The 26,053-nt window shown below is 65.5% G+C and carries 22 protein-coding genes and 1 riboswitch; of the genes, 11 read left to right on the top strand and 11 right to left on the bottom strand.

The window, feature by feature from the left end; all coding sequences use genetic code 11:
• Nucleotides 1-59: 59 nt before the first annotated feature.
• A protein-coding gene (locus RI03_RS03730; RefSeq protein ID WP_086011715.1) for an IS3 family transposase occupies nucleotides 60-1,207 on the bottom strand; the annotation gives its coding sequence in 2 pieces (ribosomal slippage) (nucleotides 60-949 and nucleotides 949-1,207; 1,149 coding nt in all).
• Nucleotides 1,208-1,549: 342 nt separating this feature from the next.
• Between RI03_RS03730 and RI03_RS03740 the strand changes: the two genes are divergently transcribed.
• The 3 genes from RI03_RS03740 (at nucleotide 1,550) to RI03_RS03750 (ending at nucleotide 3,731) form a co-directional block, all read left to right on the top strand.
• Complete coding sequence (locus RI03_RS03740; protein ID WP_010215316.1) at nucleotides 1,550-2,107, top strand: hypothetical protein; 558 nt, start codon at nucleotides 1,550-1,552, stop codon at nucleotides 2,105-2,107.
• 109 nt (nucleotides 2,108-2,216) lie between these two features.
• Nucleotides 2,217-3,185 carry a response regulator gene (locus RI03_RS03745; protein ID WP_274517554.1) on the top strand — a complete coding sequence of 323 codons (969 nt, stop codon included), beginning with the start codon at nucleotides 2,217-2,219 and terminating at the stop codon, nucleotides 3,183-3,185.
• A gap of 165 nt (nucleotides 3,186-3,350) precedes the next feature.
• Nucleotides 3,351-3,731 (top strand): response regulator transcription factor, encoded by a 381-nt coding sequence (locus RI03_RS03750; RefSeq protein WP_037514757.1) that lies wholly within the window; start codon nucleotides 3,351-3,353, stop codon nucleotides 3,729-3,731.
• A gap of 260 nt (nucleotides 3,732-3,991) precedes the next feature.
• On the opposite strand, the gene RI03_RS03755 is transcribed toward RI03_RS03750, so the two are convergent.
• Nucleotides 3,992-5,692, bottom strand: coding sequence for a GH39 family glycosyl hydrolase (locus RI03_RS03755; RefSeq protein ID WP_037514759.1), 1,701 nt, complete (start codon nucleotides 5,690-5,692; stop codon nucleotides 3,992-3,994).
• A gap of 150 nt (nucleotides 5,693-5,842) precedes the next feature.
• On the opposite strand from RI03_RS03755, the gene RI03_RS03760 reads away from it, so the two are divergent.
• Both RI03_RS03760 and RI03_RS03765 read left to right on the top strand, forming a co-directional pair.
• Nucleotides 5,843-6,415 (top strand): cupin domain-containing protein, encoded by a 573-nt coding sequence (locus tag RI03_RS03760; RefSeq protein ID WP_238542243.1) that lies wholly within the window; start codon nucleotides 5,843-5,845, stop codon nucleotides 6,413-6,415.
• 90 nt (nucleotides 6,416-6,505) lie between these two features.
• Nucleotides 6,506-7,693: a Gfo/Idh/MocA family protein gene (locus tag RI03_RS03765; protein ID WP_238542244.1), complete on the top strand. Its 1,188-nt coding sequence runs from the start codon at nucleotides 6,506-6,508 to the stop codon at nucleotides 7,691-7,693.
• A gap of 75 nt (nucleotides 7,694-7,768) precedes the next feature.
• Here the strand turns inward: RI03_RS03765 and RI03_RS03770 are convergent, their stop codons facing one another.
• From RI03_RS03770 to RI03_RS03780, 3 genes are all read right to left on the bottom strand, one after another.
• On the bottom strand, nucleotides 7,769-8,701 hold the full coding sequence (locus tag RI03_RS03770; RefSeq protein WP_037514774.1) for a VOC family protein: 933 nt from the start codon (nucleotides 8,699-8,701) through the stop codon (nucleotides 7,769-7,771).
• Between the two features lie 199 nt (nucleotides 8,702-8,900).
• The gene (locus RI03_RS03775; RefSeq protein WP_081504197.1) at nucleotides 8,901-10,295 is read right to left on the bottom strand and encodes an L-serine ammonia-lyase; all 1,395 of its coding nucleotides are present in this window, start codon (nucleotides 10,293-10,295) and stop codon (nucleotides 8,901-8,903) included.
• Nucleotides 10,296-10,404: 109 nt separating this feature from the next.
• Nucleotides 10,405-10,492: riboswitch (glycine riboswitch) on the bottom strand.
• A gap of 368 nt (nucleotides 10,493-10,860) precedes the next feature.
• Nucleotides 10,861-11,637 (bottom strand): helix-turn-helix transcriptional regulator, encoded by a 777-nt coding sequence (locus RI03_RS03780; protein WP_238542245.1) that lies wholly within the window; start codon nucleotides 11,635-11,637, stop codon nucleotides 10,861-10,863.
• A gap of 277 nt (nucleotides 11,638-11,914) precedes the next feature.
• Between RI03_RS03780 and RI03_RS03785 the strand changes: the two genes are divergently transcribed.
• Nucleotides 11,915-13,408 (top strand): sensor histidine kinase, encoded by a 1,494-nt coding sequence (locus tag RI03_RS03785; protein ID WP_010215332.1) that lies wholly within the window; start codon nucleotides 11,915-11,917, stop codon nucleotides 13,406-13,408.
• Entirely contained in the window at nucleotides 13,398-14,096 is a 699-nt protein-coding gene (locus RI03_RS03790) for a response regulator transcription factor (protein WP_010215334.1), read from the top strand. The genes RI03_RS03785 and RI03_RS03790 overlap by 11 nt, the downstream gene beginning before the upstream one ends.
• Here the strand turns inward: RI03_RS03790 and RI03_RS03795 are convergent.
• From RI03_RS03795 to RI03_RS03810, 4 genes are read right to left on the bottom strand one after another with little or no spacing between them, the layout of a single operon-like run.
• Entirely contained in the window at nucleotides 14,034-15,854 is a 1,821-nt protein-coding gene (locus RI03_RS03795) for a hypothetical protein (RefSeq protein ID WP_238542247.1), read from the bottom strand. The two genes, RI03_RS03790 and RI03_RS03795, sit on opposite strands and share 63 nt — an antisense overlap.
• Complete coding sequence (locus tag RI03_RS03800) at nucleotides 15,851-16,363, bottom strand: hypothetical protein (RefSeq protein WP_010162401.1); 513 nt, start codon at nucleotides 16,361-16,363, stop codon at nucleotides 15,851-15,853. Before RI03_RS03800 ends, RI03_RS03795 begins: the two co-directional genes overlap by 4 nt.
• Nucleotides 16,360-18,057 carry a cytochrome c gene (locus tag RI03_RS03805; RefSeq protein ID WP_010215337.1) on the bottom strand — a complete coding sequence of 566 codons (1,698 nt, stop codon included), beginning with the start codon at nucleotides 18,055-18,057 and terminating at the stop codon, nucleotides 16,360-16,362. Before RI03_RS03805 ends, RI03_RS03800 begins: the two co-directional genes overlap by 4 nt.
• A complete protein-coding gene (locus RI03_RS03810) occupies nucleotides 18,057-18,968 on the bottom strand; it encodes a hypothetical protein (RefSeq protein ID WP_238542249.1) in 912 nt (303 codons plus the stop codon). The genes RI03_RS03805 and RI03_RS03810 overlap by 1 nt, the downstream gene beginning before the upstream one ends.
• A 219-nt stretch (nucleotides 18,969-19,187) precedes the next feature.
• Between RI03_RS03810 and RI03_RS03815 the strand changes: the two genes are divergently transcribed.
• Nucleotides 19,188-20,525: an NAD(P)-binding domain-containing protein gene (locus tag RI03_RS03815; protein ID WP_010215339.1), complete on the top strand. Its 1,338-nt coding sequence runs from the start codon at nucleotides 19,188-19,190 to the stop codon at nucleotides 20,523-20,525.
• A gap of 84 nt (nucleotides 20,526-20,609) precedes the next feature.
• Here the strand turns inward: RI03_RS03815 and RI03_RS03820 are convergent, their stop codons facing one another.
• Entirely contained in the window at nucleotides 20,610-21,479 is an 870-nt protein-coding gene (locus RI03_RS03820) for an aldo/keto reductase family oxidoreductase (protein ID WP_010215340.1), read from the bottom strand.
• A gap of 89 nt (nucleotides 21,480-21,568) precedes the next feature.
• On the opposite strand from RI03_RS03820, the gene RI03_RS03825 reads away from it, so the two are divergent.
• On the top strand, nucleotides 21,569-22,474 hold the full coding sequence (locus tag RI03_RS03825) for a LysR family transcriptional regulator (RefSeq protein ID WP_010215342.1): 906 nt from the start codon (nucleotides 21,569-21,571) through the stop codon (nucleotides 22,472-22,474).
• A 131-nt stretch (nucleotides 22,475-22,605) separates the two neighbouring features.
• Here the strand turns inward: RI03_RS03825 and RI03_RS03830 are convergent, their stop codons facing one another.
• Nucleotides 22,606-24,363 (bottom strand): adenylyl cyclase, encoded by a 1,758-nt coding sequence (locus RI03_RS03830; RefSeq protein WP_238542251.1) that lies wholly within the window; start codon nucleotides 24,361-24,363, stop codon nucleotides 22,606-22,608.
• Nucleotides 24,364-24,544: 181 nt separating this feature from the next.
• Here RI03_RS03830 and RI03_RS03835 point away from each other — a divergent pair, with 181 nt between their 5' ends.
• Complete coding sequence (locus RI03_RS03835) at nucleotides 24,545-25,354, top strand: glycoside hydrolase family 16 protein (RefSeq protein WP_010162409.1); 810 nt, start codon at nucleotides 24,545-24,547, stop codon at nucleotides 25,352-25,354.
• Nucleotides 25,351-26,028, top strand: a complete 678-nt coding sequence (locus tag RI03_RS03840) for a DUF6445 family protein (protein WP_238542253.1) — start codon at nucleotides 25,351-25,353, stop codon at nucleotides 26,026-26,028. Before RI03_RS03835 ends, RI03_RS03840 begins: the two co-directional genes overlap by 4 nt.
• Nucleotides 26,029-26,053 lie beyond the last annotated feature (25 nt).

The raw sequence follows: 26,053 nt of genomic DNA on the forward strand, positions 1-26,053 counted from the left end.
CCTATCCCCTGTGTGCCTTGGCAGTCTCATGAGCTGCTGCCGGTCTCATGGACACCAAGTTAGGCTACATGAGCTTGCTTCTCGAAGTCCATGGGGCTGAGATAGCCCAAGGTCGAGTGCCTGCGTGTGGGATTGTAGAAGCGTTCGATGTAATCGAACACGTCCTGCCTTGCCTGATTGCGCGTGCGGTAGGTTTTGCGTGCGATGCGTTCGGTCTTCAGCGAGGAGAAGAAGCTCTCCATCGCAGCGTTGTCCCAGACGTTGCCCGACCGGCTCATCGAGCAGGTGACGCCGTTGTCGGCCATCAGCCGCTGGAACTGCTGGCTGGTATATTGGCTACCCTGGTCGGAGTGATGCAGCAGCGCATCGGGCTTGCCGCGTCGCCAGATCGCCATGACCAGCGCATCAGTCACGAGCTGTGCCGTCATCGTGTCGCTCATCGACCATCCGACCACCCGCCGCGAGAACAGGTCGATCACCGCGGCCGCATACAGCCATCCTTCGGCGGTCCAGATGTAGGTGAAGTCGGCCACCCACTTCTGGTTCGGCGCGTCCGCGCTGAACTGCCGATCGAGCACGTTGCCCGCGATCACCGAGCGTTCGCCATGATCCTTGGGCAGACCGCGGCGTCGCGGCCGCGCCATCAGACCGTGCGCGCGCATCAGCCGTTCGACCCGATGCAGGCCACAGACGAGGCCTTCGGCCAAGAGATCGTGCCAGACGCGACGCGCACCATAGGTTCGGTAGCTGGAGATGAAGCTGGCGCGGATCTTTCCTGCATACACTTGGTCGCTGCGCGACCGGGCACTTGGCGCCCGCACGAGCCAGGCGTGGAAACCACTGCGCGAGACATCGAGCGCCCCGCAAAGCCATGATACCGGCCAGATTCCTCGATGCTTTGCGATGAACCCGAACTTCATATCGAGTCCCTGGCAAAGTAGGCCGCGGCTTTTTTTAATATGTCACGTTCAGCCTTCATCCGGGCCAACTCGCGGCGCAGCCGCTCAATCTCCTGCTGCTCGGGCTTCATCTGACCGTTGCCCGGGAATGCCGACTGGGGATCAGCTTCCGCTTCGCGGACCCATTTGCGCAGCACGTTCTCGTGCAGGTCCAGGTCGCGGGCAGCCTGCGCTACCGCCACACCCCGATCGCGGACCAACTTCACCGCCTCGAGCTTGAACTCTCGGCTGAACTTCCGTCGTTGCATTTACACCCTCCGGTTCCGAAAACACCTTATCTCGGTGTCCACGAAACCGGCAGCAGCTCAGTTCGCCGCGAGCTCATCGCCGGTGTCTTGCTAAACCAGTCTACCGCTTGGCGGATCAGTGACTGTATCATGGCATTCATAGCGGATCTGCAATCGATTGCTGAAGGTCGAGGCTTTCTAACGGGCTCGAAAAGGTAAATTACTCAATTTTATATAGGCAACCCTGTAGGCGCTACAGCTAATTGTTCGCAGTACCGTAAGAATGTCGCAGTGGTTCAACCGTCGCGACATCCTTGCTCGCAATATGTGCGGGCTGCGTTCGTCAACAAGGGAGAGGTCGTTATGAAAAATGTTATAATCCTCGCATCCGCTGCAACTGCAGCATGTCTCGCCAGTGCGCCGGCCTTTGCCGAAAGCCTGACCGTTCAGGGCGTCGTCGCCCCCTATTGCAACGTCGCGCTGAGCAACGTGTCCAGCGGCACCGCCTCGATCGCCATGGCGAACCAGCAAACCGTCGCCAACTTGCGGTTGTCCTGCAATTCCGCATCCGGCACCAAGCTGATCGTCGGATCGACCAACGGGGATCTCACGCAGGTGGTCGGCGGCGTCACGCAGCGGATCAATTATGATCTCATCCTCGATTCCCCTAGCGACAGCGCTTTCGCGATCGCCGCGCACGACACCTTCCCGGGGAGCGGGCAGGAAAACGTCAACCAGTTCACCCGGTCGCGCACCGGCTATACCCAAGGGATCGCCAACGGGATTCCGCTGGTCCTGTCGCTCAACATGAACGTCGCGGCGGATACCAATAACACGGCGACGTCGCAGAACTTCTCCGCGAACGCTGCACCCGCGGGCACCTACACGGAGACGTTCACCTTCACGGCAACTTCGGTCTGATTGGCTGATCGAACTGGCGGGAGCGGGGGGGGCCGCTCCTGCCTTTGTCTCGTCGTGTACAGGGGAATGATCGTGACCACAGCTTTCGTACGGGGGTTCGGGAATCGGTATCGCGGCCGACCGTTTGACCATGATCTTCGAACAGTTTGCCCAGGCGGATTCGTCGACTGCGCGCAAATATGGCGGCACCGGGCTGGGGCTTGCGATCAGCAGCAATCTGGCACGGTTGATGGGCGGCACGATCACCGTTCGCAGCGTTGAAGGACGTGGCACGACCTTTACGGTCACCCTTCCCCTGGTGGCGGGCGATCCGGCAGCGGTGGCCGCCACGATAGTGACGAGCGAGCCCGCTGCGCCGACGGTCGTCGGCCAGGCGCGAGTTCTCATCGCCGAAGATCACGATATCAATCAGATGCTGATCCTGGCGCTGGCGGAAGCCGCCGACCTCGACGCGACGCTTGCGACCAACGGCGCGGAAGCGATCGCAAAGGTCGAGGAAGCGGCGCGCTCGGGCAAGCCCTTCGACCTTGTCCTGATGGACGTCCAGATGCCGGTCATCGATGGGCTCGAAGCCACCCGACGGCTCCGCGCGGGCGGCTTCTCGGCGGAAATGCTGCCGATCGTCGCGCTGACCGCAAATGCCTATGTCGAGGATGTGCAGGCGTGTCACACCGCGGGCATGCAGGCGCATCTCGCCAAGCCTGTGCGTCTTCGCGACATTCAGGCGATCGTGACGAGGTTTTGTCGCGCAGACGGCGCGAGCGATGCCGTGACCGCCGCTCCCGGTCCGATCGAACCGATGCCCGCAATGAAATCGGCGGCCGAACGCTATGCGGTCCGGCGCGTGCAGACGCTGGAAGCGATCGCCGAAGCGGCCCGAAGGAAGGCGCTCGATGGCGTTCTGGTGACGGACCTTGCATCGATGTTGCACAAGCTTGCGGGCAGCGCAGGGTTCTTCGGTGAAGCCGAACTGGGACAGATCGCGGCGGAAGCCGAACGGTCGCTGGTGACCGCAGCGCCCGACGACTGGACCCGGGTCGTGGCGGAAGTGTCGTCGACGTTGCAGCGCGCCGCGTAAGTGAACGATTGTATCAAGCCTATATTCCAGACCGTTAGGATCGAGCCCGGCAAGTAACAATTTCCCGGGCCGGGTGAACTTTTGCGTCCCAAGAGCGTCGTTTTAGGGCCTGTCTACAGGGTCTGCATCAATTGCCGCACAGTGTCGGTTTTGGGAATTTTTGGCATGGGTAGGATCATCTTCGCCGACGATGACGACGTGGTCGCCGAAGTCGTGTGCGACGCCTTCATGGCCGCCGGCCATGCCGTCGGCTGGCTGAGTGACGGGCGCAACGCGTATGAGGTGATTTGCCGGCGTCCCCCCGACCTCGTCATTCTCGACTGCAGCATGCCGGAAATGACGGGCGTCCAGATCGTGCGCGAGATGCGCAAGTCGGCCGCCTTGTGCGATATCCCGGTCCTGATGCTGACGGGACGCGTCGGGGACTCCGATGAAGGTATTGCGCGCTACGAGGGGGCCAACGACTACGTGAAAAAGCCGTTCGATCCTCGTCTCCTGGTGGCCCGAGCGGAAGCGCTGATGCGGGGCGAGCGGCGTTGGGACTGAACAACCCGCGCATCTGTTGCAAACGGGCCATTCGACATCGAGTGACGTGGATGCGGCGGACGGTTGCATCCTTGAGAGTCGCGGTCGCCTGGGTAAGCGATGGAACGACGATATTGGGCGAGATGCAGCTCCGTTACTGCGACGAATGCGGCCTTCATCCCATTCGTCCGGTGCCTCCAGAACGATCGAGCCTTTCCAGACAGATTCCGTGACAAACGAAGGGTTGCCGCGATAGCGACAGGCACTTGCCCGTTGCGACGCTATCGATGCTTCGCAGGACGGCTCATCGGGGTCATGACCAGCAGCGAAACGCCCTGGCGGGGCAGCTTGAAGGTCAGTTCTGCATCCCGGCCATCCTTCGAAAGCCGGGCCGGATCCGTCTCGATGGACGCGAGGGCACCCGCTTTCAGCAGAACGGCGCGTTGCGCGTCCGTCGGCGCAAGCGGCGACCCCATGTCCTGCCAAGCGGCAAAACTGTTCGAATGACGGGGGTCGATGCGATACTGGGTCAGCACCACCCCAGCCGAGAAGGGGCGGGGCAAGCGATGCAGTCGCAGCTTTACGCTGGCCGTCGGTCCGGCCTGGTCGTCGTCGTGATAGTGCCATACCAGAACAGCAAGCGACGCACCGTCGAGGGTGGCAACGCTGCCGACGTCCGCCGCGCCGCGCACGCCGTCCCGCATCACGGTATCCAGCGCGGCTTGATGATCGGAGATGGCGGGCACATACCGCCCGTTCATTTTGGCGAACATCTTGAAGACGTTCATCACCGGCAGGTCGATCCCGTTCGAGGTCAGTTGCCGAAAACCGGCGAACGGCGGCTGGTCCTCAAACTCGAACGCCCAGGACAGGATCCCCTCGAGATCTAGGCCACGGCGCCCGGCGAGCGCCAGCAGGCGCGGGAAGGACGCGGCGGTGTAGCTCGAATACATCGTGCCGTTGCGGTACGCATTGGCCGGCCCCTGACACGCGGCACAGCCTTCCGGGTCCGATTCGCCGATGATGATCGGCTTGGTGCGGAACGCCGGGTTGGCGGCGATCGCGGCGAATTCGTGGTCGGCTGCCTTGAGATGGGTGTTTAGCCCCATGCGCACGTGGCTGCCGTTCGCATCCGCGATCACCTCGGGTTGGCCTTTTGCATGGAAGGAGAGGAAGTCGGTGGGGGTTCCCGCGGCCTGCGCATGCGCCATGAACGCCGTCAGGAAATCGTCCCCCGCGCCGGCGCTGTCGGGTCCGCCGACACGCGCCTCGGGCAACGCGCGTCTGACGCCGCGGACCGCGGCATCGTGCAGCCGGAAGAACTGGTCGCGCGTGCCGCCCCAATAATATTGCGGCAAATTGGCTTCGTTCCACGTCTCGAAATACCAGCTCGCCACATCGGCGCGGCCATAGCGCGCGATGCAGTGGAGCACCCATTGGTGGATCAGTTCCTCCCAGCGCGCATAGTCGCGCGGGGGATAGGCCCAGCCGGTCCGTAAGCTCCCGCTGCCCGGGCGCCAGTCATGCTGATACGGCAGCGGTCTGGTCGACAGGGCCTCGGGCATGAAGCCCAGTTCGACATAGGGTTTGACGCCGCGCGCGCGGTAGGTGTCGAAGATTCGATCCACCACGGTCCAGTCGTAGACCGGACGGCCATCGCGGTCCTCGCTGTAGATGCCGGTGGATCCCCATTTGAGCGCCGGCGTACCGTCGCCCGACGTCAGCAGGTTGTGGGTGCGGAAATAGACGTGGTCGGGGCTCAGCGCACCGAGGGTCGCCAGCGTGCTGCGCCCGTCCTTCATCGTGGCATAATTGGCTTCGTCCGCGCCGAAGAAGCGCCAGACCGGATCCACCGGCTTCCCGGGATCGCCCGCATCGACGGCGATCGTCACGGGGAACGTATCGGCGGCAGGCCGGGGGTCGGCGCACGCCGGACCGGACACGGCAACGATCGCGGCACTGAGCGTCAGCAATCGTAACATGCGTTATCCTCTACCTATTCTTTCGGATGATGCGGATCCCGGCGGCTCTGCGCAAGCATGCGGTTGAAGCGATGCTGTCGTTTGCATGGAGTTCGTCAGACGGCTGCCCTTGCACCCGGCAGTAGCCTTGGTACCGGTAACGTGCTTAAAATGGTGGAACACCCCTATGTCGCAACGAGGCAGGATCCAGCCTCAGCCGGGAGCACCGTCATCAGCACTGCCAGCACCTTTGCTCACGCGACACTCGCAGCCACGGGCTGGATCGCGCTGTGTTTCGCGGCCCCCGTGCTGGCGCAAGCCCGGGACGTGACCGCTCCGGCAGCACATGTCACCGCAGCGGACGTCACCGCGCAGATCGAGACGATGCGCAGGGCGTTGAAGCCCGGTCAGGGTTTTGCGTATCAGCCGATCCTGCGCGCAGGCGATGCCAGTGCGGCGATCGAATATTGGCGCAAGCCCGGCAAACCCGCGGTCCATCCCGATCAGGCCGAATATGTCGTCGTATTGGCGGGTGGCGGCACGATGATATCCGGTGGGACGATGATCGATCCCGCCACGACCAACCCGACGCTGATCGAAGGTAGCCGGATCGTCGGGGGCACGACCCGGCAGTTGCGAACCGGCGACGTGTTCCTGATCGCCGCAGGTACCCCGCACTGGTTTGGCGTCACCGGGGAGCGGCTGGTGCTGCTGGGTACGAAGATCCCGCAACACCGCGAATAGGCTGGTCCTGGTTTTTCCTGTGTTTCAGCGCGGGCCGTGCCATCCCGCGGTCCCTCGAAGCAGACAGATCCTGGTTGAACGGAGACAAGCATGACAAGCGAAGTGTCACGGCGTGGAATGCTCGGACTGGGCGTGGGGGCAACGCTTGCGATCCCGGCGATGACGCGGGCGCAGCGGCCACTCCCGCCGCACCGGGAGCAGGATTCGGTTGGCGTCGCGGTCGTCGGACTCGGCAAGCTGAGCGAGGGGCAGATCCTGCCCGCGCTCAAGCGGACCAAGGGCGTTCATCTTGCAGCGCTCGTCAGCGGCGTGCCCGAAAAAGCGAAGAAATGGGCGACCGAGTTCGGGCTCCCGGACAGCGCGATCTATAGCTATCAGAATTTCGACTCGATCGCGCGCGATCCCAAGGTTCAGATCGTCTACATCGTGCTCCCCAATGCAATGCACGCGGATTTCACGGTGCGGTCGTTCAAGGCGGGCAAGCACGTGCTGTGCGAAAAGCCGATGGCGGTCACGCTGGCCGAGGGGGAGCGGATGATCGCCGCGGGCAAGGCGGCGCAGAAGCATCTGATGATTGCCTACCGCTGCCTGTTCGAGCCGGTCAACGTCTCGGCCATGCAGATGATGCGCAAGGGCGTCGTCGGCGCGCCGAGGCTGATCAAGACGGTCATGGGCAAGCAGACCAGTCTATCCGACCCGTCCGACGCCTGGCGACTCGACATGGCGATGTCCGGGGGCGGGGCGCTCGCCGACATGGGGATCTACGGCATCAACGCCACGCGCTACCTGCTTGGCGAGGAGCCGACCGAAGTGCGCGCCTGGGCACGCACGGACCGGAACGACCCGCGCTTCAAGACGGTCGAGGACATGATCGCCTGGCAGATGAAGTTCCCGTCCGGCGCAATCGGCGAAGGCTCGTCCTGTTTCTCGCAGCCCGGCACGATGGCGTGGCAGGCGATCGGTACGGAACGCCGCCTGGTCGCCGATCCCGGCTGCTTCTACAATGGCAACGCGGTGCGGATCGTCGGCGGGAAGGATGATGACCAGCCACGCGTCGCCGAGATCGATCATTTCGGGAACGAGATGAACTGGTTCGCGGACGTCGTGCGCGGTCGCGCCCCCAACGTCGCACCGGGTGAGGAAGGGTTGCAGGACATGCGGATCATCCACGCGATCCTGCAGTCGGTCCGTGATGGCGGTGCCACGGTGAAAACGGGCTTCGGTTACAAGCGCGCCTACGATCCCGCGACTGTCGTGGGCATTCGGACAGCGATCTGATCTTCTGCCGGGGGGCGACGGCCTCCCCGCGGATGCGGAACGGTCGTCGTCCGCGCACCTTCGCGTCGTCAGGGTCTAGTGCTGCGGATCGGGCGCGCGGAAGGGGGAGCAGCAGGGTTTCCCGACCGCGTGAAACTCCATCAACTCGGCGCGCGTCCCGTCTGGATCGAGCAGGTTGAGCTGCCACTTGGCGTCCCGCCCGATCTTGGGAGTCTGGTCCTGCCCATCGAGGCGCTTGCCGTTCCACAGCAAGGTGTACGCCGCGCGCGCATCGGGAATGCCCAGCGCGAAGTGATTGAGCACCCCGAGGTTCGCCGCCGACATGCCTGCGGGTATGCCCTTCGTGTCGGGTGTCCCCACGACCATATATTCGATCCAGTCGCGGCCTTCCGGGAGTTGCAACGAGACCCATGTGGTATCGTCGTCGCGCATGCCGCCCTCCCAATACGGGCGTAGGCCCAACACGCCCTTGTAGAAACGATCCTCGTTGGCACGGTTGTGGATGATGAAGCCGAAATGCATGATGTGGCTCGAGAGCGCATTGACGGGCACGTCCGGCAGCCGGGCAGGGGGCTGGAGGAACTGAACCATTGTGCCTTCGGGATCGGTCACGGAAAACCACCGGCTACCATCGGGCGCAGACGTCAGCCGTCCCGGGACCGCGATGCCTTGCGCTGCCAGATATGTGCGCATGGCCTCGGCGTTCGCCGTGGTGAACGCAACATGGGCCAGGCGGTTGATCGAGCGATTCCCCGAGGGAAGCGGCAGCACCTCGACGAACTGGGTCGCGGAGAAATAATAGCGCGCGCCCGCCGAGGCCTCGGGGTCCGGCATTTTGACCGCGCCCAGATCCTGGACGTAGAACCGCTCGCTCTTGGAGAGGTCTTCGGCATAGATCGCGATATGCGAGACGCTCGCCAGCGGGGGGCGTGCCGGTCCCTTGGCCATGGATGGGGTCGTAGACAAGAGCATCGCAAGGATCGCCAGGCCGGTCGTACGTCGGGTCATCGGCGGCACCTCTCAGGCATGCAGGGATTGCATGCGACGCCGGATCCGTACCCCGACCATAGGGTTGTGCGAGGACCGGCGCCTTTTGGTCAATAGCTTCGGTGGCTTTGTCCTCTCGTCATGGCAGGGCGCTGGGTTTGAAGCGTTCGAGCCCGCGAACAGGTCCTCCGCGCAGCAACGTTGCACTGTGATCCGATGATCAACATTCGACGACGTTGACCGCCAGCCCGCCCAGGCTCGTTTCCTTGTACTTCGAGCGCATGTCTTCCCCGGTCTGCCGCATCGTTTCGATGACCGCATCCAGACTGACGACGTGATTGCCGTCGCCGCGCATCGCGAGATACGCCGCATTGATCGCCTTGACTGCGCCCATCGTGTTGCGTTCGATGCACGGGATTTGCACCAGTCCCCCGATCGGATCGCAGGTCAGGCCGAGATTGTGCTCCATCCCGATCTCGGCGGCGTTCTCGATCTGGCGGTTGCTGCCGCCCAGCACCGCGGCAAGCGCGCCCGCAGCCATCGAACAGGCCACGCCGACCTCGCCCTGGCAGCCCATCTCCGCCGCGGAGATCGAGGCGCGCTTCTTATAGAGCATGCCGATCGCGGCGGCGGTGAGGAGAAACGTCCGCGCACCGTGTGCGGTCGCTCCCGTCACGAGCGTCTCGTAAAAGCGGAGCACGGCCGGCAGCACGCCCGCCGCGCCGTTGGTCGGCGCGGTCACCACGCGACCCCCTGCCGCATTTTCCTCGTTGACCGCGAGCGCCCACAGGCTGACCCATTCGAACACTTCGGCGGGATTGCTGCCGGGCCGCTCGCCCGTAAGGTCCGCCGCCAGCGCGCGGGCGCGCCGTCGCACCTTGAGGCCCCCCGGCAGCACGCCATCCTGCGCGATGCCGCGATCAATGCAGGCGCTCATCGCGGCGCGAACAGCGTCGAGGAAGGCGTCGGTTTCCGCAGGCGCGCGCCAAGACTCCTCGTTGGCACGGACGATGTCGGCGATATGGAGGTTCGTCGCATCGCCGATCGTCAGCAGGTCGGCGCCGGACGAGAAGGGGTGCCGGACCGCGAGATTGGTCGCTGCGCAGGGTGCCCCCTTGCGCAGGATCGCACCGCCGCCGATCGAGAAATAGGTTTCGGTATGCGCGCTGCCGTCGGCACCGGTTGCAGTGAACGTCATGCCGTTGGGATGCTCGGGCAGGAATTCGCGCGGATGGAAAACAACGTCGTCTTCGGCGAAAGGGATTGCCGCGATCCCACCGAGCATCAGATAGCCGCTCGTGCGTATCCCGGAGAGGAATGCGGGGGCGGCGTCGGGATCGAGCCGTTCGGGCTCCCAGCCGGCAAGACCAAGGATCGTGGCCGTATCCGTTGCATGGCCGCGCCCGGTCAGCGCAAGCGAGCCGTACAGGTCGCACGTGACGCGAACCGGCACCGCCTTGAGCGCCAGGGCGCGTTGCGCGAAATCGAACGCCGCGCGCATCGGTCCCACCGTATGGGAACTCGATGGTCCGATCCCGATGGTGAAAAGCTCAGCGACACTGATGGGGCGGTGGATGTCGCGGTCGAGAGGAGTGAGAGCCAGATCGGGCAGCATGCGGTCCTTCCGCCGGTCCTGCCCGGCCGTGCATGCCCCGTCTGTCCCTTGTGCCTGAGATCGCTATCCCGTCGGCGGACGCGATACCTGCGTCACTCTCCAGATGTTATACGTCGAGGGGTCCTTTTGCCTGAGAGTTTCCGGGGCGGTTGCTCCTTCGGCGCCGGGATGCCCCCGGTCTCTCCCACATCGACGCGCCGGGCTATCGGTCATCCGAGCGGTCGCGGTCAAGCCGGATTGGCCTTCAAGACGTTCTGATCGTAGGAAGATTACCGTTCCCTACGCCAACCTACCCGAAGCGCCGAGGTGCGCTGCAGAAGGAGCCTTGGCCCGCAAGACGGCGGTGAACGACCAGACCTGGCTGGCTCCGCAACGCGCGGATCTGTCGGCAAGGTCGCACCGATTGCCATTGGCAGATGGCAACCGGCGCGAACAGTTGGGTCGCAAACGTGGCAATTAATGCTCACCACCGCTGAATAATTCGAGCCGTTTCAAAGCCAATACAGCACTATTACGTACCGCGAACGTCGCGCGATGCGGCACATGCCGTGCCCGCCGCATGGTCTCACCAATCTTCCCCCGTCAGCATGGCGATCTTGCTGAGGAGACAAATCAACTGCGGTTGCCGTGCGGTGCCGGTCTTGGCGAGCACGTTGGCAAGCTGTGTCCGCAGCGTCGGCATGCGGACGTTGGTCCGTTCGGCGATTTCCTGCAACGTCTCGCCCCCGGCCAGCGCGGATGCCAGCGTCGCTTCGGCCCTGGTCAGCCCGAAGGTCAGTTGCAGCAGCGTTTCGGGAAGGTGGTGGCGTCGTTCCAGATCGACGATCGTAAGAGTCGCGGCGACGGTGCGTTGCTCGGTCCGTTCCGCGCGCAGGCGCAAGAGTATCGGGAGCTTGAACGGCCGTGGTTGTGTGAAGACCAGTGTCGTATGCGCACCCGCGAGCGGACTGGACTGGACGAGAGAAAGAACCTCGTCGACCCGCTGTCCGACCTGGCGATTCCGGAACCGCAACGTGTCGTTCTCGATCGACAAGACGGTCTCTGCCAGCGTCCCCTGCACCGGTGGCTTGCGCAGCAGGCGCATCTGCTGATCGAACGAGTATTTACCAATATCGGGAGGAGCCAATGGCTCTACCGGATCGGGCAGGAACATGATGTTCGATTGTTCTTGGCGAAATTCCAGTAAAGCTATCGACATGATACGCCCTTTACACAACCGCGAAACCGAACATACCGTGCCGATTCCGTGTTTTAGGGGAGATGTCGCGATGGAAGCTTTCTTGTCGGACAGGTATGACTGCCGACCCCCATTGCGTTCACTGTTACCCCAATCGAATGACATAGCATCCGGGGTTTACCAGCAATACAGTACTAATACGGCGTTAAGGATTCGCGCGACCGACTTTGGTACGTCATCGATTTGACGCACGAGAGCCGCGCGCGGGGGGCATTGGTCGAGGACGAAACGCGCATCCCGGGGGCTGTCGGCAGCGGTCTCTACGCAAGCGTTATAATCACATTGGCGTAAGCCGTTCACCGCACGTTCATCCCCACTTTGACGTTACGGCAACCCGTGGTATCGTTCGGACGGTTCGTTTCAGGAACCGGAAAGGGCAGGGATGCGGCGGCTTTGGCTGATGCTCGATGAAGCCCCTTTGCCGTCGCGGCAGGGCGTCTTCGTCTGGCTCACGGCATCGGCCGCGTCGTTCGCCGCAGTGATCGTCACCCTCGTCTTCGATCTCAAGTTCGGCATCCAGCTTCCGTTCCTGTGGGCGATCGCCGCGATATTGGTCGTTACCGTCCGGACGGGGATGACCGGCGGGTTGCACTGTGCGGCGATGAACCTCCTGTTGCAGATCGGGATGGCCTACCGCGTTCCAATGACGCTGCTGACCTTTCGCAATATTGCGGTCGTGGCATGCCTGTCCGCCTGTCTCGCGGTCATCGGCGGATGGCGCCGGCAGAAACGGGCCGATCGCGATGCCTTTGCCGCGCAGATCAAGCTCCGCGAAGCGCATCTCCAGTCGATCTTCGACCATTTGCCGGCGCCAATCGTGATCATCGACGTGGCGGGGCGGGTGCGCGGGATCAACGCCGCCGGATGCGCCTTGTTCGAAGTCGCCCCCGACACGGTCTTTGGCGGTTCGCTCGAGGCCTTCGTCATCCGACAGGATCCGGACGAACGATCACTGGCTGACGTCCTGAGCGACTTGTCCGCATCGGGCAGCGACCTGGCCGTCAAGGCACGCGGCACGACGGCAACCGGGCGCGCGCTGCATTTGCTGCTGACCGCGTCCCGAGTCCCGTCGGGGGAAGGGCGCTGGCTGACCGTCCATGTGCAGGACGAAACCGAACGGCTCGCGGCGGCCGCGCGGCTCGAGGACGTCCAGCGCCAGCTGATGCACGTATCGCGCGCGACCGCCCTGGGCGAACTGGGGTCCGCGATCGCGCACGAACTCAACCAGCCGCTGGCTGCGATCAGCGCGTGCCTTGGCGCGGCGAAGATCGAGATCGCGCGGGAACGGATCGATCGCGCGGAGATTGCGGACGCGCTCGACACGTCGCTTGCGCATACGCTGCGCGCCGGGGCGGTCCTCAAGCGGTTGCGAGTCTTCGTCGCGCGCGCGCCCGAGACGCGGCAGGTCATCACGGTCGCCGACATCGTTGCCGAGGCGGTTTCGCTGGTCCAGTTTGCGGTGCGCGATGCCGGAGTCCGGCTGGACGTGACTGTCGCGCCGGGACTCGGCGCGGTAGAGGTCGATCCGGTCCAGATCCAGCAGGTACTGCTGAACATGATCCGCAACGCGATCGAGGCGATGCGCGACGCCGCGGTCCGGATGATCACGATCGAGGCGCGGGCCGACGGACACGCCGGTATCGTGATTTCGGTCGTGGATACGGGAACGGGAATCGCGCCGGCGATCGCCGATCTCGTCTTCACGCCGTTCGAGACGACCAAAGGCGACGGATTGGGGGTCGGCCTGTCGATCTCAAAGACGATCGTCGAATCGTTCGGGGGCGAAATCGGATGCGAAGCGAACGGCGGTGCCGGAACGCGCTTCTGGTTCAGCCTGCCGCTTGCCCGGGCGGAGGGAAGCCGCCTTGCCGCATAACCCGCATATCGCCTTGGTCGAAGATGATGGCGATGTCAGCCAATCGCTGGTGCGGCTGTTGACCGCCGCCGACTTCACGGTCAGCGCCTATCCGTCCGCCAGCGATTTTCTCGGCCATCCCTATGCTGTGCACAGCGACTGTATCGTCAGCGACGTGCGCATGCCGGACGTCACCGGCGTCGACCTGCTCATGTTGCTCCGGGACCGAGGCGTCGACATTCCGGTCATCCTGATTACGGGGCACGGCGACGTGCCGCTGGCGGTACAGGCGATGAAGCTCGGCGCCCGCGATTTCCTGGAAAAGCCGTTCGATCCGCAGACCCTGCTCGATGCGATCGCGCGCGCGCTCGCCGGCGGCGACGGATCGGGCAACGCGGCGATGGAGGCGCACGCCCGTGCCGAAGCCCGCGAGCTGGTCGCGCGCCTGTCGCCGCGCGAGCGACAGGTCCTGCAAGGCATCGTCGCCGGGCATCTCAACAAGCAGATCGCGCACGACCTGCACCTCAGCGTGCGCACGGTCGAGGTGTATCGCGCCAGCATCATGACCAAGATCAACGTTCACGGCACGTCGAACCTCGTTCGGGTCGGGCTGCTCGCGGGGCTTCAGGAAGGTCCGCCGCCTGAATCAAAACCGCAGGCGATACCCAATGTGCCCGATAAAGGCGCGCTCGAACCGCGTCCCTATTAGGCGATCGGTGGTATACCGCTGCCAGATGAAATTGCCGCCTGCCTCCGCCTCCAGCTCGGTGTTGCGGATCGGGCGCCAGACGAGCCGCATCGATGGCGCAATCACGCGTTGATCCCCCGTCGCAAGCCGCTGGTCGCGCAGCGCGAAACGCAGGCGCGGGGCGAGCATCAGTCGCGGCGCGACCGGCAGGCGGACGGTGAGGTCGCCCGCGTAGAGATGTGATCGTTGCAATGTCGCCGTCCGCAGGCCCACCAGCCAGGTATCGCGCGGCAGCATCAGCCCGTCGCCGATGGCCTGCACCCCAATGGCGATTTCGGTTCCGGTGGCGGGGAAGGCCGGTACGCCGAACGATGCCGGGGACGCACCGGTCGAGAACACGCTGCCATCCACGATGACGTGCCATTTCGCCGACAGATCATGGGAATAGGTAACGCTCGCGGATCGGGTCAGCAGCGTCCGGTCCCGCGCGGCCTGTTGCAACGCGTCGAGCGCGAACAGATCGCGGACCACATCCAGCGACGGCGTCGGTTGGCCGAGGGCGGCATTGGTCAGGGACAGCGTCGGGGCATGAAACTGTTGCAGCAGGACGGCGAGGTTCGACGTGCGACCGAGCCTGATCGAGGCGTTGAGCAACGCGGCATCAAGCGTCCCGAACGCAACGTTGAAATCGACCAGGCCGGACAGGGACAGCACGCGCGACGCACTGTGCCCCTCGATCCCGATCGACTGGCGATCCACCAGCCCAGCGGCGCGCTGATCGAACCAATAGACGCCAATCGATCGCCGCCCGTTCGGGGAGGTGAGATCCGCGCCGAGGCCATAAAAGGGCCGCGACCGGTCGACCCAGGTCTGGCGTTCCGACCAGACCGGGAATCCGGCGACGAGGTTGAGCCGCACATTGGACCGGACGTCCACCCCGGCCCGAACCCCGTCGAAGCGGCCGAAGATCCCCGAGCCATAGCGGGTCTGCCGCCCGATCCGCAGCGACGTGTTCAGGCGATCGATCGCGACGTCCAGATAGAGCTGGTCGAGCAGATCGTACGAGCCCCGGTTGCGATCGGCACCGACGAGGATCACGGGGCGATATTCGGCGACATGACCGAACGAGGCGCGGGCTTCGATCCGGGTCGTGCCGAGTGTTGCGCGACCGACGATATCGGCCACGCTCAGCAGTTCGTCGACATTGTCGCGTCGGTCGGGATTGGTCGACGCGGTCGCCGGTTGCGCGGTGAGGAAGATGCTCCTGCTGCGGTCGTGCAGATAGAATTGCGAAACGACTCCCCGAACCGATACCCGGTCCGCAGGGGTATCGCGCACGGCTGGCGAGGCGGCCCTCGTGCCCATTGGTCCGGAGTCGCCGAGCGCAGCGAGCCGTTGCCGAACGCGCGGCGCGCCTTCGTCCTGCGGAAAGCGGCGGAGATAGTCCTGATAGATGTGTCTGGCGTCCTCCTGCCCGCCAGCGCGTTCGCGTAGCATCCCGATGAGTTCGCAGGCGCGGGGCGTGTGCGGATTGCCCGGTGCGGCGGCGAGCGGTTCGAGCAACGCCCAGGCGCGTGTCGGATCGCCGCTGCGGATCGCATCCTCCGCGTCGCGTTCGCGTGTGGCGTCGGCGGTCGGATCGGGCGGGACTGCGGAATCGTTCGGCAGGGCGGACGTTGCGCCATTGCTGCAAAGGGCGACGATGCGATCCACTGGCGGAGGAGCGGTCGCCGACGGTCGCGGCAGATCTGGAGTGGTGGGAGGAAGATCGGCAATCATCCTGCCGATCCCTCCCGCGTCCGCCCGGCCGGTGGGCGCGCGATCGCGTGGATTCCCGGAAGCAGCAGCTTCCAATGGACCGTGTCGTGGCAATCCTCGCAAATGTTGCTGGTTGCGGGATGGGTCGCGGTCTTGCCGGGCGCGGTGAAATTGTTGTGGCACCGCACGCATCCGGCGAGCACGTCGCTATGGTCGAAGCGCGACAACCGCCAGTCCTGGACCGAGTGACAGCTGTCGCACGAAAGCGCCGTCGGAATGTGCCGCGGTCCGCGCGCTTCGGCCAGGACGCCGTTGTGGCAGTCGCCGCAGCGCCGCGGCGTCCCCTTGAAAACGCCGCCGCGGTGGCAATCCTCGCAGGCGACACGTTCATGCCCGCCCTCGAGCGGAAAGCCGGTTGCATAATGGTCCAGCCGGTCGACGATGCCGTGCCCCCCGGGTCCCTGCGCGAACACCGTGATCGAAAACAGCAGGGTCGCGAGGCAGAAGACGATGCGCGGCAGCACTTTCATCGACGCCTCCTGATATCGCCGAGCGGGGATTGTTGCGCGAGCTGCCAGCATCGCGCGACCCCGCCGTGGAGACGGTCCGCCGGACAGGCCGCCGCGGGCATCCTGACCGGCGTCGAAGCACCGATCTGCCCTTGTACCTTTGCCGGGCGGAACCCCTCGGTCGAATGGCACTGGCCACATTGCCGGCCGAAGGCGCCGTGGTGCGCGTCGTCGGATCGGTGGCAGGCGTAGCAGGTCGGGTCGAGCTTGGCGGTTGGCGCCGCGACCCGGTGGCATGCCGCACAGGCTAGACCGAGATGCTTGCCGTCGAGCGCGAACCCGGTCTGGCGCGCATGGTCGAACCGCCACCGGTCCCATCCGGCCGGGACGTGGCATTGCGCGCAGTCGGGCGTCCGGCCAAGGCGACCCTTGTGGAAATCGTCGGCGTGGCAGGCGGTACAGGTCAGCCCCTTGGCGGTGAAGCTGCGGTCGACGTGGCAGCCCACGCAAGCCATGCGGGCGTGCTGGCCAACCAGCGGGAAACGCGTCCGGCCATGATCGAATCCGAGCGCCGCGCGCCATTGCGTTTCATCGTGGCAGCCGGCGCAATCGGTCCCGAGCCGACCGCGATGCGGATCGTCGGCGCGGTGGCAGCCGATGCAGGTGGACGGCGGCCGGACGCTATGCAGTGGCCCGACATGACAGGCGGTGCAGGCGACCGTGCGGTGCGCCCCCCGAAGCGCGAAGCGGGTCATCCGATCATGGTCGAAATGGACGTCCGGCCAGCGTGTCGGCGCGTGGCAGGTCGCACAGTCGCCGCCAAACCGCCCGTGATGGACATCGTTGGTCGCGTGGCAGGCGATACAGGTCGTCTTGGGGTGCCGTTGCGCCATGGCCTTGCCGTGGCACCCGGCGCAGGCGGTGGATGCGTGCGCGCCGACCAACGGGAACCCCGTGTCGCGATTGTGATCGAAGGTGGCGAACTTCCACCCCGCGGGCGTGTGGCATGCCGCGCACTCGGTGCCGCGCTGGCCGTGGTGGACGTCGTCCTTGCGGTGACAGGCGATGCAGGTGCGCGGTGTTCCCGCGAGCCGGCCGTTGACGTGGCAGCCGGCACATGTCGTCTGGCGATGCAGGCCGACCAGCGGGAAGCCGGTGCGCGCGTGATCGAACGCGTGGATCGATTTCCACGACCGCGTGTCGTGGCAGGACGCGCACGCCTTGCCGAACCGATTGTGGTGCACGTCCTGCTTTGCATGACATCCCGCGCACGTACCGGGGGCATCCGCATACTTCCGGGGCGGCTTGTGGCACGCGGTACAGGCAACGCCGCGATGCGCGCCCGTCAGCGCGAAATCGGTGAGATGGTGATTGAAATGATGCGGATCGAACTGTACGATCGCGGTGCGCTTGCCGCGATGGTCGCTGTGGCAGGCGCTGCAGCGCTCCGTGGCGATCGCGGGCACCCGCCCGTGAAAGCCGCGATGCGCCGCGATGTCGCGCCCCACCCTGGCGTGGCAGGCGAGGCAGGTCGTGTTCTGTGCCGCCTTGGCGAACGGCACGTGGCAGGCGAGGCACCGTCCGCGCAAACTGGCGTGCGGCGCACTGAGCGGCCCGGGGCTGACCACGCTCTCCAGCACTTCGCGCGTTACGATCGTGAACGCCGCGACCGCGAGCAGCACCGCGAGGAGCGTCAGGATCAATCCGCGGCGCATCAGTAGAGGTGAACCGCGACGACATGCGTGATCGCCGCGAGCACGAGAAAGCCGAACAACGGCAGGTGCAAGTGGTGCCACAGCGCGAACAGCCGTTCGAACGCACCGTAGGTGGCGGCGCTGCGGACCGCGCGGAAGTAGCTGTCGAGATGGTGCGCGGCGTCGCGCCGATGCTGCCTGAGGTCCGCCTTCAACCAACCGCGTTCGATTGCGACCTGCGCGAGGTGCTGGTCGATCTCGTGGAGCAAGGCGGGCTTGCGCAATCGCATCGCCAGCGTCAGCACCAGCGCCTTCGCGATCGTGACCGGAAGCGAACCGCGGACGTCCGCAGCCCGTGCGGCAAACGCCGCGAGTTCGGCAAGGACGCTGTCGTCCGCATCCTCTTTCACGGCGGCGCGCGCCGCCATGACCGTATCGCCGAGCTCGCTCGCCTCGATATGTTGCAGCCGGTAACCGCGATAGAGGTGCCGATGGAAATACCGCCCGACGATCCCGCTGCCCGCGACGATCAGCATCGCCGCCAGCGCGACGCCACTGTTGAGCGCGTCGTAACGGAAGCGCGCGTGATACAGGATCGCCAGCGGACCGAGCAGCCCGAGCAGCATGTGGAAGCGAAACCAGAAACCGACCGACCCGGGGATCGCCCGTCCAAACCGCTTGCGCAGCGGATAGGCGAGCAGCACGAGCATCATCCCCGCGCCCACGATCCCGAGCCAATAGCCGACGCCGAGGTCGGGGCGGATCCCGAGATGCGCCCGTTCGCGGTATCCCACTATCAGCGCGCCCGCGATCCCCAGACCGGTGGCGCTCGGCAGCAAAGCCGCCGCGGCTGTCGCCAGCCGCCCTGCCGCCAGCCGAACTGCCGGCGATGGGCCGATCTCGGAAATAAACGCAGATACCCGGGCAGGCACGAACACGCTCCTGTTAGGTCGCGCCTGCCAGCACGGCGATCGCAAGATAGGGGAAACCCCAGGGATCGGCAAGGAAGGTCCGGTTCGGTCATATCATTCAAAAGGTCGAGCGCGGTGTCAGCCGCCGTATTTTCCGAACCGCTCGACGATCCCCAAGGGGCCGTTACGGACCCATTAAGGTGGCTACGTATTAGTGCGGTATTGGCCCATCGACGGACGATGCGCCCTGAAAGCATCGAGAACATTGTGACCGATTTCACGATTGGGCTTGCCTATGCCATGCCCGCGATTCCCATCTGGGGAAGCTACTTGCTGACCCGGCGGCAGCGCGGAGGTCTCCACAAGTCCATCCGCGACGAAGCGGTCGACGCCGGCCTGACCGAGCCGCCCTCGCTTCACCCGGTGGTCGATCTGGACGCGTGCATCGGGTGCGGTGCCTGTGTCCGCGCGTGTCCGGAGGGCAATGTGCTCGGCCTGATCGAGGACAAGGCGAGCCTGATCGATCCGACCCGGTGCATCGGCCACGGCGCGTGCAAGGCCGCGTGTCCGGCCGATGCGATCAGCCTCGTGTTCGGCACCGCAACGCGCGGGATCGACATTCCGCTGGTCGACCCGAAGTTCGAGACGAACGTACCGGGCATCTACATCGCAGGCGAACTCGGCGGCATGGGGCTGATCCGCAACGCGATCGAACAGGGGCGGCAGGCGATCGGGTCGATCGTCGCCGCGACGCAATCCGACGAGCGCACGGACGGCATGCTCGATCTCGTGATCGTCGGCGCGGGTCCGGCGGGAATTTCGGCGAGCCTGGCGGCGCAACAGGCGGGGCTCCGGTTCGAGACGATCGAACAGGACAGTCTGGGTGGCACCGTTGCGCATTACCCACGCGGCAAGATCGCGATGACCGCGCCGGTTACCTTGCCGGGCTATGGGATGCTCAACTTTCGCGAAGTGTCCAAGGAGGAACTGATCGGGATCTGGACCAAGGTGGTGGGCGAAGCCGGCGTGCCGATCGCCTATCAGGAACGCGTCCTGCAGATAACCCCGCGTTCGATCGGGTTCTCGGTCGAAACGGGGCCCCGGGTCCTGCATGCGCGGCGGATTCTGCTCGCGATCGGCCGACGCGGCACGCCGCGGACGCTCGACGTGCCGGGAGAGGACCAGACCAAGGTGGTCTATCGGCTGATCGAGCCCGAGCAATATGTCGGGCGTTCGATTCTGGTCGTCGGCGGTGGCGACAGCGCGATCGAGGCCGCCATCGCGCTGGTCGATGTGCCGCGAACGACGGTCACGCTCACGCACCGTGGCGAAGCGTTCGACCGCGCCCGTAAAAAGAACCGCTCCACACTCCAGACGCTCGTTTCCAGCGGTCGGATCGTCTGCCGCACCGGAACGAAGGTGCTCGAGATCCGCGAAAAGTCCGTTTCACTGAGCAATGCCGGAGGATGCGACGCCATTCCCAATGACGACGTGATCGTCTGCGCAGGCGGGGTCTTGCCCACGCAGTTTCTGCAGAAGGCGGGCGTGTCCGTGGAACGGAAATTCGGGGAAATGTGATAAGATCGTGATGGCCCGGCTGCGCGCGTCCGGGGCGATTCCTTGGCGGACGACTCCCGCCGGACGCGCGCAGCCACCCGTGTGTCACCCGATGCCGTCGAGCGCTGCCATCGCCGCGTCGGGAAGCTCCAGCGCGGCCGCGGCGAGATTCTCGCGAAGGTGCGCCACCGACGATGTGCCGGGGATCAGCAGGATGTTGGACGAACGCCGCAGCAGCCACGCCAGCGCCACCTGCATCGGCGTTGCGCGCAATCCTGCCGCAACGTCGGATAACGCCTGCGACTGGAGCGGGCTGAAGCCGCCGAGGGGGAAGAAGGGAACATAGGCGATGCCGTCCGCTGCCAGCGCATCGATCATGGCATCGTCGTGGCGGTGGGCGAGATTATACTGGTTCTGCACACAGACGATGTCGACGAGTCCGCGCGCCTGATCGACCTGCGCGGGGGTCGCGTTGCTCAGCCCGATATGGCGGATCAATCCCTGCGCCTGAAGCGCGGCGAGGGTGGTCAATTGCGGTTCCACCGTACCTTCGGCGGGCCCGTGATCGTCACTGTCGCCCATCAGGCGCATGTTGACGACGTCCAACACGTCGAGACCGAGGTTCCGGAGATTGTCGTGGACCGCGGCAGTGAGCGCCGCTGCGTCCTGCGCCGGGTTCCACGCGCCATCGTTGCCCCGCACCGCGCCCACCTTCGTCACGATGGTCAGTTCGTCGCGATAGGGATGGAGGGCTTCCCGGATGATCTGATTGGTGACGTGCGGCCCATAGAAATCGCTGGTGTCGATATGGTCGACCCCGCCCTCGATCGCTTCGCGCAGCACGGCCAGCGCGGCGTCCCGGTCCCGCGGGGGGCCGAACACGCCCGGGCCGGCGAGTTGCATGGCACCATAGCCCAGCCGCCGTACGGTGCGGTCACCGAGGTCATAGCGACCAGCCTGATCGATCGTCTGCATGTCGTTCTCCTCTTCCCCCGCCAGATAGCGGTTGCCCGGTCGCGCGATAATCCGGCATGATCCGCACGGGCTGTACGGAAAACCGAACGATGGACGCGGACCTTGGAGATCTGACGGCGTTCCTCGCCGTGGCGAAGGCGCGCGGCTTTCGCGACGCGGCGCGGACGAGCGGCACCAGCGCCTCGACGCTGAGCGAAGCCGTGCGTCGACTGGAAACACGCCTGGGCGTTCGGCTGCTTCACCGCACGACCCGCAGCGTCACGCCGACCGAAGCGGGTGCGGGGCTCATCGACCGGCTGACCCCGGCACTCGGCGCGGTCGATGCGGCGCTGGACGCCGTCGGAAGCTTCCGGGACGGCACGGCGGGGGCGCTACGGCTCAACGTTCCGGTCAGTGCCGCGCGGCTGGTGCTGCCCGCGATCCTGCCGGGTTTCCTTGCCGCCTATCCCGCAATTCGGCTGGAGATCGTCGCGGACGACAGCTTCGTCGACGTGCTCGCTGCGGGGTGCGACGCCGGCATCCGGTATGACGAACGGCTGGAGCAGGACATGATCGCGATCCCGATCGGGCCGCGCATCCAGCGCATGGCGACCGCCGCCGCGCCGATCTACCTTGATCGACACGGCCGCCCGGATCACCCGCGCACCCTGCTCGACCATGCCTGTGTCCTCGGGCGTTTCGCGAGTGGTGCGCTGACGAGTCCGTGGGAGTTCGAGCGGGCCGGCGAGATCGTCCGGGTCGAGCCGCGCGGGCCGTTGATCGTGCAGGTCGGCGGTGCGATGGATCTCGCCGTTGAGGCTGCCATCGCGGGCGTGGGGGTCATCACGCTGTTCGAGGACTGGCTGCGTCCGCATCTCGACAGTGGTGCGCTGGAGCCGGTGCTGGAGGAATGGTGGCAGCCGTTCTCGGGCCCGTTCCTTTATTATTCCGACCGTCGGCTCGTGCCGCCCCCGCTGCGCGCCTTCATCGACTATGTGAGGACGACGACGCCGTAGCGAACACGGAGGCGGGTTGCCGCGCCGCTGGTCGACCTTGGAACCGTATCAGGATCTGGCGACCGGGCGGCGGGGTGCGGGAGGATCGGCTTCCAGAGGCGAGATGGTCGGCGATTCGGCGGCGGTGCCGTTCACGGGCGGGTGTCCGCGATCGGATAGTGCCGAAGCGTCTGTCGAATATGCCCGGGCCGTGCGGCCTCGCCAGCGCCGTTTACCGGATGGGCGATCGTGCCCTTGCCGGTCCCGAGCGAGATCGTGGTGACATTGCTTATGCGCACGTCCGCGACATCGGGCACTTCGACCGCGCTGGCCAGGATGATCGACGGATCCGCCGTGAAGTTCGCATAGACGCCCATGCCGATGGCTTCGTGATGCCGGACGTGATCCGCAACCTTATAGGCTGCCCACCCACGGTCAGAATCCGCGCGCCATGCAGCCTGGCTTGGCGGATCGTAGGGCAGTTCGTTCTGGTAGAAGAAGGTCCGCCCCCGCTCCCCGTTCCACACGGTCTGCCAGCCCTGAAAATGTTCGACGAAAAGTCCGTAACAGGTCACGTCGTCGCCATTGACCACCAGTCCATGATCGCCCCGGCTTTCGGTCCAGCCGACATGAACCTGGCCGTGCTCGCGGTCGCCATGATCCGCCCGCCAGATCCACAAATGGTCCCCGATGACGTTGTTGCTGTTGATTTCCAGGCACGTTCCGACGCTGCCGATGGCGGCGCCGCCGACGCGGAAGAAGATGTCGGCGAAAAGGGTAGGATCGGCACTGTGATCGCGGGCGGCGCCACGCGGACCGACCTCGACGAGCACGGGGGAGGACCGGGGCCCCGCATCGATCAGCAGACCGGCGACGGACACGCCCGGTACGTCCGCGATCGTCAACGCGGCGTTACCGTCCACGCTGAGCAACGTCGCCAGTCCGATTCCCAGCACCACCGTCCCGGCACGGCTGACCCGGATCGGTTCGCGCAGATGGTAGATACCCGGCGTCAGCAGAAGGTGGCGGCCATCCGCGAGCGCCCGGTTGATCTCGCTGATCGACGTGGTCGGATCGGCGATCAGGAAGGCCTCCAGCGAGAGGGCGCGACCGGCTTGCTTCTCCCGCCAGGAGACATCGCGCGCATCCCGCCGCAATCCCGGAACGAAGACCGCCCATCCGCCGTCCGGTCGGACAATAAGGAAGGGCTTTTCGCGAATCACCGGTACGGTCGGCAGGGTGGTATAGGGTGGCTCGGGGAAGCTGTCCGGCGGTGCCCCCGCCACACCCATGAACATCATGTTCCAATTGGCACCTTGCCACCCGCCAATCCGCGAGGTGCGGGTGAACCATTGCTGCTGGGTCCCGGAGCGGACGGCGCCGTCGATCAGGCAATCGGCCATGAACCCGCCGCTCGACCAGCCACCGTCGTCGAGCGCGAGGTCCCCGGCGAGATGGACCCGCCGATACGGCGCGGCCTGCGATACCGCCCAGCGGTCCGCCCGATCGGGCGGTTGGACCGTCATGTTCTCGACCGACCGCCAGAAGTTCACCAGCGCCATGCCCTTCGCCCAATCGGCCTCGGCATGCACATGGCCGGTGACGGTCACGTCACCGGGTGCTAGGCCAAGGCCGGCGACCTGGGTGAAGAAACCGACGTTGATATCCAGCCGGTGCGTGCCCGGCTTCAGCAGTATGGCGTAGCGTCGATCGGTGAAATGTGCGCGTTCCTGTCGCGCGAACCAGCCGTCGATGCGGCGCTGCGCATCGGGCATGCCGGGGTCGACGATCAGCACGTTCGGTCCAAGGTGCGGGTCTTGTGGGGCCTTTCGGCCACGCGCAGCGACCGTATCGGCGCCAATGGCCGCGATGCCTGCCAGCACGCTGCGCCGCGTCGTTTCTCCCGTCACCCGATGTCCTTTGTCTGCAGGATCTTAGCGTTACCGTACCTAGCCCATATCGCGCGGGGTTGGCTACCGCCGGGCACCGCCGACCCTTTGCTGTTTTCCGATGGTTTCGCTCGCGGCCGGGCCTTAGAGCAGGTCCACGGCGGATCGGCCGAGATCGATCGGCCAGGGAAGAGGTGACACCTTGACGATCGTCGTGACCCTGCTCGCACAGGCGGTGAGCCTGGCTGCAACCAATTATACCGTGGACGTCCCGATGCGTGCCCCGGCTGCGCGACCCGAATGGGCGGATGCGTTCACCCGCTCGATCGACCGGACGCGCTGGCGCTACGATACCGATCGCAACCGGCAGGGCTGGCCCAACCACGAAAAGCAATATTATGCCGACCGTCGCCAGAACGCCCGGATCGAGCATGGCGCGCTGGTGATCGAGGCGCGGCGCGAGGCGTTGCGCTCGGCGCCCGATTGGGGCGGGCAGGGCTATAGTTCCGCCAAGCTCGTCAGCCGTGCCGCGCTTGGCTACGGTTTCTACGAGGTTCGGGCCAAACTGCCCTGTGGCCGCGGGAGCTGGCCTGCGGTCTGGCTCTTGCCAGAGAAGGGTACGTGGCCCGACATGGGCGAGATCGACCTGATGGAAATGGTCGGCTGGCAACCGAACGTGGTGCATGCGACGCTCCACAGCGGCGCGTTCAACCACAAGCTCGGGACGCAGCGTGGGGCGGAAATGCGTCTGGCGAGCGCCTGTACCGCGTTTCACCGCTACCAGCTCGACTGGCAGCCGCATGCGATCACGATCGGCGTCGATGGGCGTGGCTATATGCGCGTGACTGACGACCAGCCGGGGGGGCATGCCGCCTGGCCGTTCACCGTGCCGTATCACCTGATCCTCAACCTGGCGGTGGGCGGGGACTGGGGTGGCGCGAAGGGGATCGACGATGCCGCGCTGCCGCAGCGCCTGTCGGTTGACTACGTGCGCTATTGGCGCAAGCGGTGAGCGCCCCCTCGATTACCGTCCACCATGTCGGACGGGAAGCACAGCCGGTCGTGGTGATCGACGACTTCGCGCCCGATCCCGATGCACTGCGCGCGGCGGCGCTGCGTACGACCTTTGGGCCGGCGGTGCAGCATTATCCGGGTTTGCGCTCGGCCTTGCCGGACACTTACGTACCCACGCAACTCGCGGTGCTCGCACTGGTGCTGGGGCCACTGCTGGGTCGCGCGGGTACGGTCGACGTGCTCGATGCGAGCTTCTCGATGGTGACGACTCCGCCCGAAGCGCTCGAGATCCGCCAGCGTATTCCGCACTGCGATGCGTTCGGGCCGGAGCGGATTGCGCTGGTGCATTATCTTGCGCCCGAAGGCGGGGACGGGACCGCCTTCTTCCGCCATCGCTCAACCGGGTTCGAGACGATCGACGCGGATCGCGCGCCGATCTTCTTTGGCCAGCTCGATGCCGAGTTCCGTTTCGGCGGGGTGCCGCCCGCGCGCTATGTCCTGGGCGATACCTCGCTGTTCGAGCGCACCCTGGCGGTCGAGGCGCGCTACAACCGTGCGCTAGTCTATCCGAGCTACCTGCTCCACAGCGGCGCGATCGCACCCGATGCAGTGCTGTCGAGCGATCCCGCGCTGGGGCGGCTGACGGTCACGGCCTTCCTGTCGGTCGGCTGAAGCCTGCTCCGGCCGCCCGTCACCC

It is taken from the genome of Sphingomonas sp. PAMC 26621 (assembly GCF_000251145.1).
Lineage (GTDB): Bacteria > Pseudomonadota > Alphaproteobacteria > Sphingomonadales > Sphingomonadaceae > Sphingomonas.

Coding starts and splice junctions, on each gene's coding strand:
- RI03_RS03740 (WP_010215316.1), top strand. CDS start 1,550: ATGAAAAATGTTATAATCCTCGCATCCGCTGCAACTGCAGCATGTCTC.
- RI03_RS03750 (WP_037514757.1), top strand. CDS start 3,351: ATGGGTAGGATCATCTTCGCCGACGATGACGACGTGGTCGCCGAAGTC.
- RI03_RS03755 (WP_037514759.1), bottom strand. CDS start 5,692: ATGTTACGATTGCTGACGCTCAGTGCCGCGATCGTTGCCGTGTCCGGT.
- RI03_RS03760 (WP_238542243.1), top strand. CDS start 5,843: ATGGTGGAACACCCCTATGTCGCAACGAGGCAGGATCCAGCCTCAGCC.
- RI03_RS03765 (WP_238542244.1), top strand. CDS start 6,506: ATGACAAGCGAAGTGTCACGGCGTGGAATGCTCGGACTGGGCGTGGGG.
- RI03_RS03770 (WP_037514774.1), bottom strand. CDS start 8,701: ATGACCCGACGTACGACCGGCCTGGCGATCCTTGCGATGCTCTTGTCT.
- RI03_RS03775 (WP_081504197.1), bottom strand. CDS start 10,295: ATGCTGCCCGATCTGGCTCTCACTCCTCTCGACCGCGACATCCACCGC.
- RI03_RS03780 (WP_238542245.1), bottom strand. CDS start 11,637: ATGTCATTCGATTGGGGTAACAGTGAACGCAATGGGGGTCGGCAGTCA.
- RI03_RS03785 (WP_010215332.1), top strand. CDS start 11,915: ATGCGGCGGCTTTGGCTGATGCTCGATGAAGCCCCTTTGCCGTCGCGG.
- RI03_RS03795 (WP_238542247.1), bottom strand. CDS start 15,854: ATGATTGCCGATCTTCCTCCCACCACTCCAGATCTGCCGCGACCGTCG.
- RI03_RS03800 (WP_010162401.1), bottom strand. CDS start 16,363: ATGAAAGTGCTGCCGCGCATCGTCTTCTGCCTCGCGACCCTGCTGTTT.
- RI03_RS03805 (WP_010215337.1), bottom strand. CDS start 18,057: ATGCGCCGCGGATTGATCCTGACGCTCCTCGCGGTGCTGCTCGCGGTC.
- RI03_RS03815 (WP_010215339.1), top strand. CDS start 19,188: ATGCGCCCTGAAAGCATCGAGAACATTGTGACCGATTTCACGATTGGG.
- RI03_RS03820 (WP_010215340.1), bottom strand. CDS start 21,479: ATGCAGACGATCGATCAGGCTGGTCGCTATGACCTCGGTGACCGCACC.
- RI03_RS03825 (WP_010215342.1), top strand. CDS start 21,569: ATGGACGCGGACCTTGGAGATCTGACGGCGTTCCTCGCCGTGGCGAAG.